This window comes from Desulfosediminicola flagellatus (assembly GCF_005116655.2).
GTDB classification, from domain to species: domain Bacteria; phylum Desulfobacterota; class Desulfobulbia; order Desulfobulbales; family Desulfocapsaceae; genus Desulfopila; species Desulfopila flagellata.
Window position 1 is genome coordinate 6130747 of the sequence record NZ_CP050698.1, and the last position, 17635, is coordinate 6148381.

The 17635-nt window shown below is 45.1% G+C and carries 14 protein-coding genes, 1 tRNA gene and 2 other RNA genes; 9 read left to right on the top strand and 8 right to left on the bottom strand.

Going from position 1 to position 17635, the window contains the following annotated elements:
- The first annotated feature begins 14 nt into the window (after positions 1-14).
- From FCL46_RS25400 to FCL46_RS25410, 3 genes are all read left to right on the top strand, one after another.
- Positions 15-350 (top strand): STAS domain-containing protein, encoded by a 336-nt coding sequence (locus FCL46_RS25400; protein WP_136809283.1) that lies wholly within the window; start codon positions 15-17, stop codon positions 348-350.
- Between the two features lie 196 nt (positions 351-546).
- Positions 547-870 carry a hypothetical protein gene (locus tag FCL46_RS25405; protein WP_136809284.1) on the top strand — a complete coding sequence of 108 codons (324 nt, stop codon included), beginning with the start codon at positions 547-549 and terminating at the stop codon, positions 868-870.
- Between the two features lie 58 nt (positions 871-928).
- On the top strand, positions 929-1132 hold the full coding sequence (locus FCL46_RS25410; protein ID WP_136809285.1) for a hypothetical protein: 204 nt from the start codon (positions 929-931) through the stop codon (positions 1130-1132).
- A 47-nt stretch (positions 1133-1179) separates the two neighbouring features.
- Here FCL46_RS25410 and FCL46_RS25415 read toward each other — a convergent pair whose 3' ends face one another.
- Positions 1180-2157 (bottom strand): HD domain-containing protein, encoded by a 978-nt coding sequence (locus tag FCL46_RS25415; protein ID WP_136809286.1) that lies wholly within the window; start codon positions 2155-2157, stop codon positions 1180-1182.
- Between the two features lie 429 nt (positions 2158-2586).
- On the opposite strand from FCL46_RS25415, the gene FCL46_RS25420 reads away from it, so the two are divergent.
- Positions 2587-3480, top strand: a complete 894-nt coding sequence (locus FCL46_RS25420) for a GGDEF domain-containing response regulator (RefSeq protein WP_136809287.1) — start codon at positions 2587-2589, stop codon at positions 3478-3480.
- 126 nt (positions 3481-3606) lie between these two features.
- On the opposite strand, the gene purF is transcribed toward FCL46_RS25420, so the two are convergent.
- From purF to FCL46_RS25455, 7 genes are all read right to left on the bottom strand, one after another.
- Entirely contained in the window at positions 3607-5022 is a 1416-nt protein-coding gene (purF, locus tag FCL46_RS25425; protein ID WP_136809288.1) for an amidophosphoribosyltransferase, read from the bottom strand.
- 422 nt (positions 5023-5444) lie between these two features.
- Entirely contained in the window at positions 5445-6590 is a 1146-nt protein-coding gene (locus tag FCL46_RS25430) for a M20/M25/M40 family metallo-hydrolase (RefSeq protein ID WP_136809289.1), read from the bottom strand.
- 227 nt (positions 6591-6817) lie between these two features.
- Entirely contained in the window at positions 6818-7996 is a 1179-nt protein-coding gene (gene ispD, locus FCL46_RS28530; RefSeq protein WP_136809290.1) for a 2-C-methyl-D-erythritol 4-phosphate cytidylyltransferase, read from the bottom strand.
- A 280-nt stretch (positions 7997-8276) separates the two neighbouring features.
- Positions 8277-8631, bottom strand: an RNA gene (gene rnpB, locus FCL46_RS25440) — RNase P RNA component class A.
- 18 nt (positions 8632-8649) lie between these two features.
- Positions 8650-9360, bottom strand: coding sequence for a zinc ribbon domain-containing protein (locus tag FCL46_RS25445; RefSeq protein ID WP_136809291.1), 711 nt, complete (start codon positions 9358-9360; stop codon positions 8650-8652).
- 20 nt (positions 9361-9380) lie between these two features.
- Positions 9381-10214, bottom strand: a complete 834-nt coding sequence (locus FCL46_RS25450; RefSeq protein WP_136809292.1) for a Nif3-like dinuclear metal center hexameric protein — start codon at positions 10212-10214, stop codon at positions 9381-9383.
- A 204-nt stretch (positions 10215-10418) separates the two neighbouring features.
- A tRNA-Ile gene (locus tag FCL46_RS25455) sits at positions 10419-10495 on the bottom strand.
- 654 nt (positions 10496-11149) lie between these two features.
- Between FCL46_RS25455 and FCL46_RS25460 the strand changes: the two genes are divergently transcribed.
- From FCL46_RS25460 to ssrA, 5 genes are all read left to right on the top strand, one after another.
- Positions 11150-13003, top strand: a complete 1854-nt coding sequence (locus FCL46_RS25460; RefSeq protein ID WP_136809293.1) for a M48 family metallopeptidase — start codon at positions 11150-11152, stop codon at positions 13001-13003.
- A gap of 2 nt (positions 13004-13005) precedes the next feature.
- Entirely contained in the window at positions 13006-13854 is an 849-nt protein-coding gene (locus FCL46_RS25465) for a deoxyribonuclease IV (protein ID WP_136809294.1), read from the top strand.
- A gap of 271 nt (positions 13855-14125) precedes the next feature.
- Positions 14126-15925 carry a GspE/PulE family protein gene (locus tag FCL46_RS25470; RefSeq protein WP_136809295.1) on the top strand — a complete coding sequence of 600 codons (1800 nt, stop codon included), beginning with the start codon at positions 14126-14128 and terminating at the stop codon, positions 15923-15925.
- Between the two features lie 45 nt (positions 15926-15970).
- Entirely contained in the window at positions 15971-16432 is a 462-nt protein-coding gene (gene smpB / locus FCL46_RS25475; protein WP_136809296.1) for an SsrA-binding protein SmpB, read from the top strand.
- An 84-nt stretch (positions 16433-16516) separates the two neighbouring features.
- Positions 16517-16883: a transfer-messenger RNA gene (gene ssrA / locus FCL46_RS25480) on the top strand.
- The last annotated feature ends 752 nt before the right edge of the window (positions 16884-17635 follow it).

A 17635-nucleotide genomic window follows, 5' to 3' on the forward strand; every position in this document is an offset into this window, starting at 1 on the left:
ACGAGGCGAAAATTATGGATTATTCAGTCGCAAGACAGGAAGATACAGTAATTGTAAAGCCGATAGGCCGGCTTGATTCAGTAACATCGCCGGAATTTGAAAAAAATATGGCCCAGTACCTGAAAACACCAGGTTCAAATCTACTGCTTGATTTTGATGAACTTGATTATATTTCGAGTGCCGGACTACGTGTCGTGCTCAATGCCGCCAAGGTTTTCAGAGAGGTGGAGTTTCAGTTCGCTGCGTGTAATATGCAGGATCATGTTCGAGAGGTTTTTGAAATATCAGGTTTTGACAGTTTTATAACTATTTACGATTCTGTAAGCGATTTTCTCAACAGAGGGGCCTGAAAATATCAGGTAAGTTTTAGTGTAGTGCCTGAACGAAAACCTGCAAATTTGTTAAGTTCAAGGCTGGCTTTTTTCTTTTCCTGCAAGGCACGACTGATGGAGCATAGCAGCGCTATGTAACAGAAGGCGTAACGAAGCCAGGAAGTGAAAAGGGCGAGCAGAATTAGACATCTGAGGCATGACAGGACACTATGTAATGGGATCGAAATCAGTGCGTGGTCCAATTGTGTTTCCATTTTATATACAGTATGAAGTGCGGCCAACATCTTCGAATACATCCGTCTCTTTTGATGGAGCAATTGCAACAGTAATTGTTTTTGCAGAAACTGAGGCGTTGGCACGTGCCAGGGCCGCCCGGCATGTAGCACGTGAAGAGTTTGAAATTATTGAAGTGAAGCGGGCAATGCTGATCAGCCAACATCATGTGACTCACATGGGTGGTGTGTTGAAAAAGGTATATCTGAAAGCCGAACAGGCAGGGATTGCTGCAGTAATTGATGGCTGGCAGGCAAACCGATAAATACTTCGGAGACGAATCTGCCTGTGAATTTTTTTTAAAGCACGGTGAGGAATTGAACGTGAAAGATGATATAGGAGAAAGGCTGGTAAGTGCCTTGAAAGATCCTCAAAAATCAGAAAGCAACGAAAGTTTCATGAAGGCCATGGAACTTACCAAGGCCTATGCAAGTTCAGGATCTATTACACATTTTAGTGCAGTGGCCAGGACATTTTATGAGCTTTTTGAAATGTTTGAGACGGGCAGGGATCCACGGCAGAAATAAGTGGCTATAATGGCACGCAAGCAGGTGAGGTGGCTGACGGTAATTGATCAAACTATAGGCTGCCTGCGCCTGAGATATTGGCCCAGTTCTCCTTCACCGCTGTCATGTTTCCTCACCACCTCTTCGAGGTATCTGATATTTTTTGTGATATATTCCATGTACAGGTTGCAATCCAACTGCCACCATTCCTGAAAATGCGTCCGCATTGAGATGCATTTGTTAGTAAATGACTTCTTGAGTCGATTCTCAATAACTTCGTGATAGAACGTGGTTGTCTGCCGCATGAGAGCAAGTGACGACGGGTGCTGCTGGATGCCGGCATCCTGTTGCTCCATATAAAGCAACGGGAGGCTTTCCAGATAATATCTGTCGGCCATCTGTGCGAGAATATCTGCAGTTCCCAGTATGTGGCCGGCAATTTTAATTTCTTCTGATTCAAAGTTGATGGTATCTGGTTCTACAGTCAGGTTGGTACAATTAATGATTGATTCGCAGTTATCGAAGTAGGCACCTGGAAAACCACGCTTATGCATATAGTCCCGGAGAAAGCTAATGGAGCGTTCTTCGTGGGATTTCAGGTAGGCAGCACCTGAGGGTTTCGAGTCTTTAACGGTAAGTAACATTCCGGTATCATGAAAGTACGCGCATATAAGGCCAAGTTTTATGATATCAGGAGGTAGATGCACCGACTCACAATGCAGAGCGTGAAATAACCGGATAGTTGCGAGCGCCACATTGCGGGTGTGTCGCAGGTCATGATATCTCGTGCTACTCTCACGAAACCCTTCAAAATCTCCGGAAAATATTCCGGTAAGGTCTTCGTATATTTTTGTAATGTAATCGGGGTTGCTTTCTGGAGATAACTCTCTAAAAATACGAATCATTTCAGGGAGCGGATCGCCCATGTCACCACCTTCGAAAATTTCACGGAGTTGTGAGTGGGAAAAGTGTGATATGGGCTTTGCCTTTTCTTTCAAATTGGTTGCCGGGTTTTTATTGTGGGTGGGCGCTTGCCTGTTGGTCATAGAATAATCCTATCTATTCAGACCGTACAAAGCAATTGAAACATAAATAGACGTGTAATTTCGGCATGGATGATAGTAATAAAGGAAAGGTGTTATAATTTGGGAAAAATGATTCCTTCGCTGGATTTTAAATATAATTGCATGCTATTATGAGCTATTATGCAAATAATTTGTAGTAAAAAAAAATAGTTAGTGTTTATTCTGGTTTGAGAGTACGTTATTTTGGTAAGGATGCAGCAGATTATCAATCAGTTAGCTGACGATTTTTCAACAATAAAACCAAATAATTAGATATAATTCATTGGGAATTATGTTCTGTCCTGACTGATTTTGGAATTGAGTATTGAATCAAATGATGACAATAACCATCCGGCTTACGAATGTGTATCTCTTGAGTTGGATATTACGCTAGGCTGAGTTGCTTTCAAAATGGAAGATAAAAAGTCCGCTTCAATTCTGGTTGTCGATGATGATGAACTCGTTCGGGTTACTCTGAATATTCTTGTTTCCGCTCTTGGGTACGAATGTCTTGTTGCCTGCAACGGAAAAGAAGCTCTTGATGTACTGGAATCACGAGAGATCGATATTGTCCTTTCGGATATCGTTATGCCTGAGATGGATGGTATTGAGCTGTTGGCACAAATTAGAGAGCATCACAAGAAGACGGATGTGATCGTTGCTACGGGTTACAGTGAACGTGCAAGCTACGCCGATATGATCAAGGCCGGCGCTATGGATTTTATAAAAAAACCTATAGATCAGTCCGAACTCGAAGCGAAATTGGATCGCGCGTTCAGAGAGCGTGAGTTGATTCGAAAACTTGAGCAGCTCTCATTAAGTGATGGCCTGACAGGTCTCTATAACAGGCGTGCTTACGATCAGAGATTTACCAGAGAAGTTGAGAGAGCACATCGGCAAGGGTATCAGCTTTTTCTGGCCATCATTGACATTGATAATTTTAAGGATTTCAATGACACATTCGGGCACCTGGAAGGCGATCGGGTGTTGGTTGAGTTGGCGCATATACTGGAGGAGTGCACGCGTAACAATGTTGATATGTGTTTTCGCCTAGGCGGTGATGAGTTTGCTGTATTGTTACCTCAGACTTCTGCAGATCAGGCAACAGAGATAGTCCAGCGTATTCTCTTGAAATATATAGAATGTAGTTTTGGTAAAACAACTCTTTCCATTGGTGTTGTCTCCTGCAGGCGAAATGTTGATATACCGATGAGTGAAGATGAAAATTCTATGAAAGAGCGGGCCGATCAGGCAATGTACGATGCTAAAAACAGTGGGAAGAACTGTGTGATCTGCCGGATTTAACGTAAATATTCTCATTCAAAAAAAATATTTAAAATTTCTGTTTTTCCGTTTCGTAGATATTAAAAAAGCCTCTTATCCGGATTGTCCGGATAAGGGGCTTTTTATTTTTCGATGAAGACGAAATGATTAATCGAGTGCTTCTTTGGTAAACGATTTATCAGGAGCTACCGGGTAAACACCGTTAAAGCAGGCAAGACAGAAGTTTTCTTTTGGCATCCCTGTTGCCTCCACGAGACCCTCAAGGCTCAGGTAGTGCAGTGAGTCGAGGCCGAGATATGCTGCGATCTGCTCTACTGTCTTATTGCAGGCAATGAGCTGAGCTTCCGATGGGAAGTCAATTCCATAATAGCAGGCGTTGCGGGTTGGTGGACAACTGACCACCATGTGCACTTCTTTCGCTCCGGCTTCTCTCAACGCACGAACACGACTTTTGCCGGTGGTGCCGCGAATGATGGAGTCTTCAACAATTATAACACGCTTGCCTTTTAGAAAGCCGCGTACCGGGTTCAGCTTCACTTTGACATTGAAGTCACGCATGGACTGGGTCGGTTCAATAAATGTGCGGCCGACATAGTGGTTACGGATAACACCCATTTCCAGGGGGATTCCAGATGCCTGAGAATAGCCGAGTGCTGCATAATTACCTGAGTCGGGAAAAGGCATGACAAAGTCGGCGTCAATTTTTGTTTCGCGGGCAAGAATTGCACCCATGCGTTTTCTGGCAAGATAGACGCTGCCGCCGAAAATGTCAGAATCTGGCCGGGCGAAATAGACCTGCTCGAAAATGCAGAAGTTGGTTGACTGTTTTGGCCACGGGAAGATTGAGCGCATCCCGTCCTTGTCAAAGATCAGCATTTCGCCGGGTTCAACATCACGAAGATATTCGGCATCGACAAGATCAAGGGCGCAGGTTTCAGAGGCAACAATATAGCCGCCGTTATTGAGTTTACCGATGCAAAGCGGGCGGAAACCATCCGGATCGCGCACAGCAACCATGGTACTTGGTGTCATCAGCAGCATGGAGTAGGCGCCTTGCATGGCAAGAAAAGTCTCGCGTAATGCCTGCTCCAGTCCTTTTTGGGCAGCCCGTGCCATCAAATGAAGTACAACCTCACTGTCCATAGTGGTCTGGAAGATGGAACCGCGTTCTTCGAGTTGATTTCGAAGTTGCAGGCTGTTGGTCAGATTACCGTTGTGGGCAACCGCAAGAGTCGTGCCCTTGTGTGTTACCAGGAGCGGCTGGGTGTTGGTGATATTTGAGGCACCCGTAGTCGAGTAGCGGACATGACCGATGGAAATGTTTCCTTTAAGGGTTTGCAGAATGTCCTCAGAGAAAACTTCAGGAACAAGGCCCATGCTTTTGTGTTGGGTAACCTTGGTGCCATCTGAAGTGACTATTCCGGCACTCTCCTGCCCTCGATGCTGTAGTGCATAAAGACCGAAATAGGTCAGTTTGGATGAATCATTGTGACCGAAAATGCCACAGACACCGCATTCATGAGTCGGGCGAAGGGCCTGAGGCTTAAAGTTATTATCTGACATAAATAGGTTCCATTGGATTGCTTCGTACTGCAATTGATCTGAACTGTAATTTATCAGGTGAGACAGTAGATGGCATGCAGGGAAATGCTTAAACCGGATTTTTCAAACTTCTGGCAGCTTCATATAGCGATGTCGAATATTCTCGTCACGTTGAATGACTGACAATATTAACAGAGAGCGCATCGCTCTATCCATGAGGTCCGGACTAAATGGTGAAAGGCACAAAAACATACGCCTTTGTGCCTTTCGTCTAAATACAAGAACGAATTTTTATAGCATGTGGAGCTTTAATTCAACAAGAAAGAATCTGGTGATGCAACTTTTCAACGAAGCGTTAGTGGTTTAGAAAAGAGACCGTAGCGCTTTTCAGATTTTACCATACAGGCAATTTCTTTTTCCCTGACATCACCATTGAGTCTATTCTAGCCGATTGCTATAACGTATATCAACTCTGTAAGACTTACCAGATGGTTTAAGTCGAGTTGTTCATCGGTGGTATGTACATTTTGCATACCTGTGGCAACAATTGCAGTGGGCAAGCCATAGCCATTAAAAATATTGGCATCACTTCCCCCACCTGCGGTCAGGAATTGCAGGTTTTTTCCGGTTTTTTCACCTGCTTTTCTAACGCGCTCAATGACGGCAGAATCCAGAGACAGTCTGAGTGCAGGGTATTCAGCCTTGGTGGTAATGTTGAGTTGAGGTCGGATAGTGTTTTCTGGTGATGGATTACACCATTCCTCTACAGTTTTTTTGAAAACATTTTCAATTTCGGTAGTATAGATGGAAAGTTTTTCTGCAGAATGGCTGCGTACCTCACCTTTAATAATCACCTGTTCCGGGACAATGTTGGTAGCCACTCCTCCGTGAATAATGCCAAGGTTCGCTGTGGATTCTTCATCAAGCCGACCAAGCTTTGTCTCATTAATTGCCTTTGCTGCAACCTGGATAGCACTGATCCCCTTTTCCGGATTAAGTCCGGCATGTGCTGCGGCCCCCGTGATTTCAATAGAAAATTTATTAGCTGCAGGAGCGCCATAGATCACAGTGTCTATCGAGCTTGAATCAAGCGCGTAACCGTAGGTAGTATGTAACTGCTTATAATCAAGGTTCTTTGCACCGAGAAGACCAACTTCTTCACAGGTGGTGAGGATAATTTCAATAAGGCCGTGTTTGATTTGCTGCTCTTTTATAAGCGTTAGCATTTCAATGATTGCAGCAATGCCCGATTTATCGTCACTGCCAAGAATTGTATCTCCGCGACTTGTGAAAATATCACCAGTTCTATCCACCTGAACATCATCTCCAGGCTCCACAGTGTCCATGTGGCATGCAAAGAATACTCCTTCGAGATCATCATGGTTGCTATTGAAGCGGATGATAAGGTTACCGCATTCTGAACCAGTTTCCTTGCTGGAATTATCTTCTAGTATTAGATCTGCACCGAGCTCTGCAAAAACATTTTTAAGATGTTTAGCAATGTTGCCTTCACGACGGGACGGACTGCTTATTTCACAAAGGCTGGTAAAGGTTGTAGCCAACCGTTCACGTTGAATATATTCTGACATAAAATACCCTTTATAAAGGAGTGATGGACTCGTAAAAAGATCTGTCGACGTTCTCGAAGTCTTCGCCTATCGGAAGTCTGCGCTTATCGGATGACTATGTAAAAAAGTTCGATATACGAGGTGTAGTCTTTTCTCGCAGGGTCTCAACAATACATGTGGTATGTTGAGGCCCTGTGAAAAACCTACAACGAAGGAGATCGGTCTTTTTACGACGCCATCAAGAAGTGTTATTTTTGTAAAAGTACAACGGCATGGCAGCTAATGCCTTCACCGCGTCCGGTAAAGCCCATCTTTTCTGTGGTTGTTGCTTTGAGATTAATTACCTGAGATTCGGTCTTACATGCTTTTGCCAGAATCTCTTTCATGGCACCAAGGTGCGGAGCAAGTTTCGGCTGCTGGCAGACTACGGTGATATCAATGTTAGCGATACCGTACCCTTTACTCTCGGTCAGTTGGATCACCTGGTCAAGTAAATTTATCGAATAGATATCTTTAAACTTTGCGTCAGAGTCAGGAAAATGGCTGCCTATGTCACCGGCACCGAGTGCACCGAGGAGTGCATCACACAGTGCATGGGTGAGCACGTCGGCATCGGAGTGGCCTGCAAGACCACGTTCGTAAGGGATAGTAACACCACCCAGTACAAGCTTTCTCTCTTTCACAAGTCTATGGGCGTCAAAACCGTGGCCTATTCGCATTCGTGGTTCCATTGCCTGCGGGGCTGATTGCTGCATGATGTTCTCTGCCAGAGGTAGATCCTCCGGGCGGGTAATTTTCAGGTTGGTTTCTTCACCTTCTACCAGTGTTACAGGGATGTTTGCATGTTCTAAAAGCATTGATTCGTCAGTGACATCCATATCTGCGGCAGCTTCATAGGCTGTAAGCAGGAGCTCACGTCGTGCTCCTTGTGGGGTCTGAGCCTGCCAGAGATTGTCTCTGTCAACAGTGCCTGTGACCCTGTTTTCACTGCCGCCCCGTTTTAAGGTATCTTTTACAGGCACTGCGGCAATTGCCGCGCCATGTAGTTCGACTGCCTTCCAGCATCGATCGATCAAATCATGTGTGATAAGTGGCCTGGCTCCGTCATGAACCAGTACGATATCAATATCCTTATTAAGTGTATTGAGCCCGGCACGGACAGAGTCCTGCCGTCGCCTGCCACCAGCAATAACGGTGAGTGACTGATGAGTAAGGCCGTGTTCTTCAAACATCTGAACTGTCCGGCTTATCCAGTCTGACGGGACAACGACAACAGTACGGTCTATTTGTGGATGGGTGATAAATCTGCGAACGGTGTGGACTAGCAGGGGCGCGCCCCCAATCTGATGGTACTGCTTCGGGTGGTCGAGTTTCATCCGCGTACCGTTTCCTGCAGCAGGGATGATGGCGGCAACTTTTGGCGTCATTTTGATTCTGTTGTATTCAAAGGAGATGGGCTGAATATCAGCTGTATAACATCTTTAAATAGTGCTCGACCGAAAACCGCCAATTTCCCCAATTTCTTCGTTAGTCTCAAGTTTTAATCATTAAAATACTCAGTGTATTCGAATGGTTAAAATCATTGCTCGCCTTGAAGCTGAGAAAAAATGCAGGTTTTCGTTCAGGCACTAAATAAACAAAATACTGACTGGCCTGAAAATAAAACAGGCCGCTGTAGAGTTATTACACTTCACAGCGACCTTTTAAAAAATGGAGTGGACTATAAGCCGAATTCTGTACCTCTTGCGAGGCCATGATCATTTAACTGGGATGTTGATTGCTCAACACCTCTTGCAACCTACCCGGAGATTTCGGGCGGGCAGCCCTCAAACATCTCCCTATTTGGTCTTGCTCTGGATGGGGTTTACCATGCCTCTCTTGTCACCAAGAGAGCGGTGAGCTCTTACCTCGCCGTTTCACCCTTACCTGATAAAATCAGGCGGTTTAATTTCTGTGGCACTTTCCCCCGGTCACCCGGAGTTCGTGTTACGAACCATCCTGCCCTGTAGAGTTCGGACTTTCCTCACCGGGATAAACCCGGTGCGACCATGCATCCACTCCAAAGTCGTACTTTTTTTAATTACTCTGGTGCCTGATGATATACTATCCTCTGACAAGAAGGACATTCAAGCATCTGATCGCCTTTAAGCAGAATATTGTACTTCTGCGGTGGCAGAGACATAAAGCAACCCTGGCAAACACCCTGTAGAACATTAGCAACAGCAAGGCCGTTTCTATGCGCTCTGAGAGTATCGTATTTCTTGAGGAGTCTCGCTTCGATAGTCTTAGCTTGGTTCTGGCGCTCAGAATCTTTGCTTTTCTTGCCTTTGTTGATGGCTTCGATAGCAGCGCGAACTTTTTCTTTTTCTTCCTCGACCAGAACTTTTTCACCTTTGAGGAGGTTTTTCTCTTCCTCAATCTGAGCGATCAGGGTCTCAATCTTCTCCATGAGAGCAACGATTTTTTCTTCGTTCTCTTTAACGTTCTTCTTGCCGTCTTCGATTTCCTTCAAGAGGGCAGTCTGCTCACGACCGGTCTGAACCTGCATCATCTTGGACTGACGGTCCTTGACGTGGTCCAATTTGTCATTTGCCAACCCTTCAAAATCACGCTTTTCTTTTTCTAAAGCTGAAATTTTTTCGGTAAGTTCGCTGATGTTCTGCTCGCGCTTTGCTAAAGCTGTGATGCGTTCGTCAAGGGTGTTCTGTTCTGACTTGATCTCGTTATCGATAGTGTCGATCTGCAGATCAATGCCCTGAAGAATGATAAGTTGCGCTATATGCTCGTTCAAGATACTTCTCCTGTCTGGGGTTACTCTTGGGTAAGACTGTCTTCGTGCAGATAGACAAAAGGATGCTTTTCCCTCTCTGTCTGCAAAATTTCAATTTTCCAATTATTGGCGTCGGCAAGGTTACCGATTTTCTGTGCCAGTAGTTGAACTGCAGCTTTTTCGGTGCCGTAATGCGTACCGTCAATAATGCAGAAATCACGCTCTTCGGCCCAACGGGCAAAGTTGTGTTTTACTTCCGAGGTCAGATAGATATCTACGCCACTATTGTAGGCGACTTCGGTAAAGTCTGAGCAGCTGCCACCGCAGACGGCGACGCTTTTAACCTGTTCCGGTAATGGTCCTGCCACCTGGAGTGTCGGCAGGCCAAGCACCTTAAGTGCTTTTTTGATGAATTCTGATATTTCAACAGGTTGTTCGTATGATCCGATCCTGCCAAGGCCGGTTTTTTGTTCTGTGCATCCTGCTGATGGCAGCAGTGGAGAAAGGTTGCTAAGGCCGAGTGAAGTGGCGAGTATGTCGCTAACCCCTTCGGCTGCACTGTCCAGATTGGTGTGACAGGAAATAATTGATATGTGGTTACTGAGAGCTTTTTCGAGAATCTTGCCTTCGGGGGTGGCGGTGTTGATGCTGGGGAGGGGGCGGAAAATTACTGGGTGGTGGGTGAGGATGGTATCTGCACCTTTCGATATGGCTTCATCGATTAAGGCGTTGGTAGCATCCAGCCCGATGAGCACTGATCGAACCTCTTGCTCGGGGTTACCAACCAGCAGACCGACATTGTCCCAGTCCTCTGCGAGGTTGAATGGTGCCTCCCGATCTAGCCCATTTAATATGTCCTTAATTGTAACTATCATATAAAAACTGTAGTAATATCAACCCTGCAATAAAAAAAGGTACAACCCCTGTGGGTTGTACCTTTATAATAACTCCGTCTGAAACGGGTATCTCTGCCCGAAGCGACGTTCGTAAAAAGGGGCGGTGTGTAATCCCCCCTTGTCTGTATGCAGTGTGTGTGTAATTCTCAAGGAACCGTGTTCGTGTAACCGATTTCATTGTAATGGTGGGCGCAGTAGGACTCGAACCTACGACCGACCGGTTATGAGCCGGTGGCTCTAGCCAACTGAGCTATGCGCCCTCTGATAATGGAAACATACTATATAAAATAAAATAGCAAATAATGTCAACGAAAAACGTTGAGGGCGCAAAAATAATTTTTCGATTGAAAAGAATGTAGACTGTATTTTGTTCGAGTCAACATAAAAGGTGTTGCCGAGGATCGATAATTTACACTTTAAATATGATATCAATATATTCGTAATCAAAAAACATGAAATGTGTTGTGAGGGCAGGTAATAGCATTGCAGGCCGGGTACTAGGAGGCTGTCCGAGAATAGGAATTTTGGTTAAAATCGAGACATTTACAAAAAATAAGCACAGCCATATAAATGATATCGAAGTCTCATTTCATTCGCTTATCTGCGAGCATTGTTTTTTGAAAATTCCGAAGAGTTTGGGCAGATAGCGTAGACTTCGAAAGGCCATTGTCGGACAGCCTTCTGGAGCATTGCAAAGATAGAATTGGAGGGTTTCCATTACATAACTGTCATGTTACTGGCGAAAAAAACAAGGAGACCTACAATATAATGGAAACCTGAGGGAATGTGCTATATCTTCAATAGGTTTTGTTTGCAATACTTGATGAATCGAATTTTCAATAATCCCTGAACTGGTTTCCGGATTGGGGCTATTTATACATATTCCTGAGCTGTAATTTTAGTGAGGTTCTCGCTTGATATATACCAATCTCCTGCTTTTTCTGGTCGCTGTTTTTCTCTTTACCATGGACGCTGTTCCTGAAGTGCCAATGCTCCCAGGCTGGTCGGCATTAATGATCTTTGTGTTTACTGTGGTAGGGCTTGACCGGCTCTGTGTCTATCAGTTCAGCAGATCGTCTACTCTTACATCGGCCGGATACTTCAGTGCAGAGAAACGATTGTCGATAGCTTCTCTCCTGGTTTTCGGATTTGGTGCGTTGTATCTCTGTGATGCCAAATATTACCTCTCGATATTATCTTTGGGCGGCCATTTGCCGGCACTGGTCAATGTCGGAGGTCTGGCGCTGTTTTTAGCCTACCTTTCAATTATGTGGCGGGTAGCGCGGAGAAATTACCAGCATGTTTTCGGGCGGAGTTATCAGCCTCTTGGATTTATAATAAATAACGTAAAAGCTAATCTCCCTATAGTTCTTCCGTGGGTTGTGCTTTCTCTCTGCTACGACCTGCTGGCGCTTATCCCCTATCATCCTATTCAGGCTGTGCTCGCATCGCAGTGGGGAGACCTCGTGTTTTTCGTCATGTTTCTGCTCTTTGTGGTGCTGTTTTTTCCTCCACTCGTCCGTTGGTTATGGGGGTGTAGGCCGCTCCCGGAAGGTGACCTGAAAGATAAGCTGCAGCGGTTTTGCAAATCCCAGAACTTTAAGGCAGAGCTCTTTTTGTGGCCGCTTTTTGAGGGCAAGGTGTTGACCGCCGGAGTTATGGGATTGCTTCCCGGCCTGAGATATGTATTGCTTACTCCAGCAATAATCCAAACCATGACAATGGAGGAACTTGAGTCAGTTATGGCCCATGAGATTGGCCATGTAAAGCGGTATCATCTGTTGCTTTACCTCATGCTTATCTGCGGGTTTAGCGTTTTTGCAGGACTGTTGGCTGCGCCATTTATCTATTTTGTACTTTCCCAGAATGTTGTCATTGATCAGATGGTTAACTTCGGAGTAAGCCCGGATACTGTTGAGACGACTATGTATGGGGTCGTCATCCTTACTGCGCTTGTGATCTATTTCCGTTTTATTTTCGGTTACTTTATTAGAAACTTTGAACGACAGGCCGATCTGCACGTGATATCCGCTGTTGGCACGGGCAGGGCACTTATTTCTGCGTTTGAAAAGATCTCGTATATGAGCGGGAATATCCGTGATGAGAAGAACTGGCATCATTTCGGTATAGGAGAACGGATTGATTGCCTTGTCGAGGCTGAGCGTGAACCTGAAAAAAGTCGAAAACATGATATAAAGGTGCGTAACAGTCTCATTGGCTATGTAGCTGTTCTTGTGATAGCAATTGCGCTACTCGGTCAATATCCGACAGGGCAGCATCATCAGGAGTATAAAGAAAACTACACTTCAGCATACTTGATAAAAAAAGCTGCAGATGAGCCTGAAAACCCTGCATGGCATCAGCTTTTAGCGACGTTTATGCTCAGTAAAAAAATGGAGGCCGAAGCACTTGCAGCGTATGAAAAGGCATATAGTTTAGAGCCTGCCAATCCAAAACTGATGAATAACATTGCTTGGCTGTTAGTGACCAGTGAAGATCTGACTCTTCGTGATCCACTTAAGGCGCTGACCCTGGCTCGAACCGCTGCGACCCTAATGCCTCAAGGATATATTCTTGACACCCTGGCAACTGCCTATTGGGCTAACGGATTTATCGAAGAGGCTGTGGATGCTGAAAAGCAGGCAGCTTTTGCTGATCCCGGCCAGCGGAACTTTTATATGTCTCAGGCAGAGCGTTTTATGCGGGAAAGCTACGAGGAATCGGTTTCACGCAAAGAATCAGAACAACAAAATGTAATAGAAGGATAACGATGGCATTATTTGGTGCACACGAATCGGTAGCTGGCGGATTATATAAGGCATTTGAACGAATTGACAGTGTTGGTGGTGAGTCGCTGCAGATATTCACCCGCAATCAGCGGCAGTGGAAACCTAAACCGTTAACTCAGGATGAGATTACATGTTTTAAAGAAGCCCAGGAAAAGCATAATGCCATGCCCGTTGCGTCCCATGGATCGTATTTAATCAATCTGGCAACAGCTAAAGATGAGTTGCTGGCAAAATCGATAGACGCGCTTGAACTGGAGCTTGAACGATGCAGTCTGCTTGGTGTTCCCTATGTTGTACTTCATCCTGGCTCCCATGGCGGCGATGGTGTTGAGGCCGGTCTTGAGCGATTTGTTGCAGGTATGGATAATGCGCTTGAATCTGGATATGATGATGTAATGCTCCTTATTGAGACAACAGCAGGGCAGGGAACAGGGTTGGGCAGCGCTTTTAATGAGATTGCCTATATTCGGGAGCATTCACGTTTCGCGCATAAAATAGGTGTCTGTGTTGATACCTGCCATATTTTTGCTGCGGGTTATGATCTTCGCTCACCTGAAGCCTATGAAAAAACGATTGGTGAGTTAGAGAGCACCATTGGGCTTGAGCATATAAAATTCTTTCACCTAAACGACTCAAAAAAAGAATGTGGGTGCAGAGTGGATCGTCACGAGCACATAGGTAAAGGCGCAATCGGTCTTGAAGGTTTTAAGAATCTGGTCAACGATTCCCGGTTTGCCGAGCTACCCATGACACTTGAAACGCCAAAAGGAGAAGATCTGGCCGAGGACCGCGAGAATATCGAAGTTTTACGCGGGCTGATTGAAGGGTAGATTTGGGTCTTCTGGGGCCTTGTCAGCTTAACTCCTTTATTTGTTTGTCGAAGTGCATTGCAAAATAGAATAATGGATGTTTACTATAGTGATGATTTTGTAATCACATGATAACGCTATAGTATTTAAAATAATCCCTTAATCCGGAGTTGATAATTCTCAGTAGCAGTTCGACTGCAAAAAAAATCAGGTGGCAGGTATGTTAAAAGCCCTGTCCACACTGCTGGTTCAAAAAACGGGCTGCTGATGTGAAACTTCTTCAAGGTATATTATGCAACTTCTTAACAGTGATGCGCTTCTCGACATTCTTCAGCGTCACCGCAAAATAAGCGCCAAGCAACGACAGTTTATTACTCTTGAAAAAGGTAAGCAGCGCCAGAAACTGTTGCGATTTGCCCAGAAAAACAAGGTAAAAGAGAGAGTCAGTCCTGATCTGGTTGAGGTCATTGTTTCATTCCAGATGCATATACCCGGCACCAAAGATTTGCTGGATGAAGAAACCATCATGCGCACGGTGGCTAAAGAGACGGGGATGGCGTTCAAAAAGCTTGATCCTCTCGATCTCGATATGGATATTGTCACCAAGACGATTCCGCGCAACTTTGCAATACGTCAGTTGATTTTACCCATCGGAATGGCAGATGGCGTACTTGAGATGGCTGTTTATCACCCGGATTGTCAACCTGTCCTTACAGATATCGAGCAGGCCAATCAGGTAAGTATCAGGGCGGTTATATCCACCAAGTCTGATATTCAGCGTATTATTGGTGAGTTTTTCGGGTTTCAAAAATCGATCAGTGCAGCGGAAGATCAGTTCGGTATTTCTGACGCCTCAAGCGCTTCGGTTGATATTGGCAACCTCGAGCGATATGTAAAGATCTCGTCAGCTAAAGATCTGACATCCTCTGACCAGCATATCAAGAGTGCGGTCAACCATCTCTTTAACTATGCGCTTGAACAAAGGGCCAGTGATATTCATATTGAGCCAAAGCGTAGCCAGACCCTTGTCCGCTTTAGGATTGATGGTGCATTGCATACGATCTATAAGCTGCCAAAGGCGGTTCACTCGGCAGTAACCTCGCGTATAAAATTTCTGGCCCGGCTCGATATAGCTGAGAAGCGGCGACCGCAGGATGGCCGAATTAAGCTTGGTGTTAAGGCGGAAAAAGATGTTGAGGTGAGGGTTTCGACAGTACCGGTTTCATTTGGTGAGAAGACCGTTATGCGTATCCTTGACCCGGATGTAATCTTTCAGGATGTTGAGCAGCTCGGTTTTTCAAAACACGATCTCTCTGTCTACAATTCGTTTATCGGCTCGCCTCACGGGATAGTGCTGGTTACCGGACCGACAGGTAGTGGTAAGTCTACTACGCTCTATTCGACCCTGAAAAAAATTGCTACACCCGAGAAAAATATTGTAACGGTGGAAGACCCGGTTGAGATGGTGCACGAAGAGTTTAACCAGATTTCGGTGCAACCGCTTATTGACGTGACCTTTTCAACAATTTTGCGTAATATCCTGCGCCAGGATCCGGACATCATCATGATAGGTGAGATTCGTGACCATGATACCGCAGCTCATGCGGTGCAGGCGGCAATGACAGGACATCTTGTATTTTCGACCCTGCATACCAATGATGCAGTTTCATCGATTATACGGTTGCAGGATCTTGGTCTACAGCCATTTATGATTGCTTCAACGCTTCTTGGCTGCATGGCCCAGCGACTGGTGAAGACCATCTGCCCTGATTGCAAGACAAGCTTTGAGATAGACAGTGCCGAGTTGCTGAGGATGGGTTTTCCTACCACGGAGAGCGGCAAGATGACGCTCTATAAAGGCGAAGGTTGTCGATTATGCCGCGGCACAGGGTATCGTGGCAGGTGTGGAGTTTTTGAGATTTTCCCGTTTTCCTCTGAGATTAAGCGAATGACTGCGGCAAGTGAATCGAGTACGGAGTTGAGAAAAGTTGCAATCCGGGAAGGAATGACTACATTACGCGAGGACGCGTGGAGAAAAGTACGTGAAGGTATCACTACGCTTGAAGAAGCGATACGCGTAACGTCAGAGTAAGACTGGGAATGAGAGGCAGGGAATCAAGGAGATAAGAGCTTCGGTATGAAAATAGTTTGTCAAAATAAAAAAGCATATCACGAGTACCATATCGATGCAAAATTCGAAGCTGGAATGGTACTGACCGGTCCTGAGGTGAAATCCTTGAGAGCAGGAAAGGCCAACATGCGTGACGGCTATGTGCAGATAGATGATCGCGGTGAACTAAAGATGTTTAACGTTCACATCTCGCAATATTCGTATGCCACCCATAACCCGAATGAGCCGATGCGCGCGCGCAAGCTCCTGATGCATAAACGGGAAATAAAGAAGCTGATTGGAAAATTACAAGAGAAAGGCCTTGCCCTGATCCCATTAAAGATTTACTTTATAGAGAACGGAAAAGCTAAAGTAGAACTTGGGCTGGCCCGGGGTAAAAAACAATATGACAAGCGGGCTACGTTAAAACAACGTGATAGCGACCGCGATATCCAGCGCGTCATGCGCCGGGGTAGTTTAGGATCTTAGACGTTCTTTTTAATGTATTAAAAAGAGTTTCTGCAAGATGCTTATCCCACTCAGTTGGGATTGAATTTGATCTTTTAGATTATTGGGGACGAAACGGATTCGACGGGGATGTGTAAGCTCGTCGTTGCATGCCGAGCTTTCTGTTTGCTCGTAAAACCGACAGTAAAACAATTATAATCGCCGACGATTATAACTACGCAGTAGCAGCTTAATAACCTGCTTACCGCCGTCCACCCAGTCTTTGCCCGTAAGACTGGATCTGGGCGCCGACTCAACGGGCTGGCTTTCGCTAATGGTGTCTGTACTTTAGCTGGCGAGATCTTCATAGACTAGTGTTAGGCTGCTTTGTTTCCGCAGCAATCCTAATGCGAAACTTAAGCCGGGAACTAAGCATGTAGATGCGAGAGGGGAGCATTTGCGGACGCGGGTTCGACTCCCGCCGTCTCCACCAATTAGAAAAGCCGAAATTAATCATTTCTTATGTGATTGATTTCGGCTTTTTTGGGTTTGTACGCTTTTTACCCCACTAATCCCTCTAGCCCGAATGCCAAATTATTTCCCCATATCTTAAATTCATCCTCACCACATTCTCTACGAATTTTTAAGCCAAAAAATCGTCAATAACCTAAAATTACAAAGGTTACAAAGGCAAGTGTCAACAGATATAATTGGTTGCAGTGACGGCTTTAGGGTGTTAGGTTTTGGTGGTAATCGGATAGTTCTCCCTCTTTATTTTTACATACAGATACTGAATACTTCTAATCTTCGATTGTTGTGAAGAGGAGCCATGAATACACCAGGGTATCTTTTCAAGTCTAAGCTCTGGTCTGTATTGTGTTGGTTGTTCTGTAGTATTTTCTTACCTGATCCCGAGTCTGTCTGTGCTGATCTCGCTCAGTCTACATTAGCTATCGTCAATTGGGGTATTGCTGTCACAGAGCGAACTGCTAATATTTTTCAGTTACAATACCAATGATGAGGGCATCAGTAGCTTTGTGGCTATGCCTTTTTTCAATGCGAGGAAAGGGAAAATAAACGTGAGCTCTCAATCTTGCATATTTTCTGGTAGGCCTTTAACCGATAAATTTTTCGGGTTCCCGCTTACTATCTGCCTTACCCCTGGCTTTATATGACATTGGGATTCTAATGTTCAGGACTCAATCAGGGGTATGTTATTACTATTAAGGTGTATTATATTTTTAC

Coding starts and splice junctions, on each gene's coding strand:
- FCL46_RS25465 (WP_136809294.1), top strand. CDS start 13,006: ATGGCATTATTTGGTGCACACGAATCGGTAGCTGGCGGATTATATAAG.
- FCL46_RS25405 (WP_136809284.1), top strand. CDS start 547: ATGGGATCGAAATCAGTGCGTGGTCCAATTGTGTTTCCATTTTATATA.
- FCL46_RS25415 (WP_136809286.1), bottom strand. CDS start 2,157: ATGACCAACAGGCAAGCGCCCACCCACAATAAAAACCCGGCAACCAAT.
- FCL46_RS25450 (WP_136809292.1), bottom strand. CDS start 10,214: ATGATAGTTACAATTAAGGACATATTAAATGGGCTAGATCGGGAGGCA.
- ispD (WP_136809290.1), bottom strand. CDS start 7,996: ATGACGCCAAAAGTTGCCGCCATCATCCCTGCTGCAGGAAACGGTACG.
- FCL46_RS25430 (WP_136809289.1), bottom strand. CDS start 6,590: ATGTCAGAATATATTCAACGTGAACGGTTGGCTACAACCTTTACCAGC.
- FCL46_RS25420 (WP_136809287.1), top strand. CDS start 2,587: ATGGAAGATAAAAAGTCCGCTTCAATTCTGGTTGTCGATGATGATGAA.
- FCL46_RS25400 (WP_136809283.1), top strand. CDS start 15: ATGGATTATTCAGTCGCAAGACAGGAAGATACAGTAATTGTAAAGCCG.
- FCL46_RS25470 (WP_136809295.1), top strand. CDS start 14,126: ATGCAACTTCTTAACAGTGATGCGCTTCTCGACATTCTTCAGCGTCAC.
- purF (WP_136809288.1), bottom strand. CDS start 5,022: ATGTCAGATAATAACTTTAAGCCTCAGGCCCTTCGCCCGACTCATGAA.
- smpB (WP_136809296.1), top strand. CDS start 15,971: ATGAAAATAGTTTGTCAAAATAAAAAAGCATATCACGAGTACCATATC.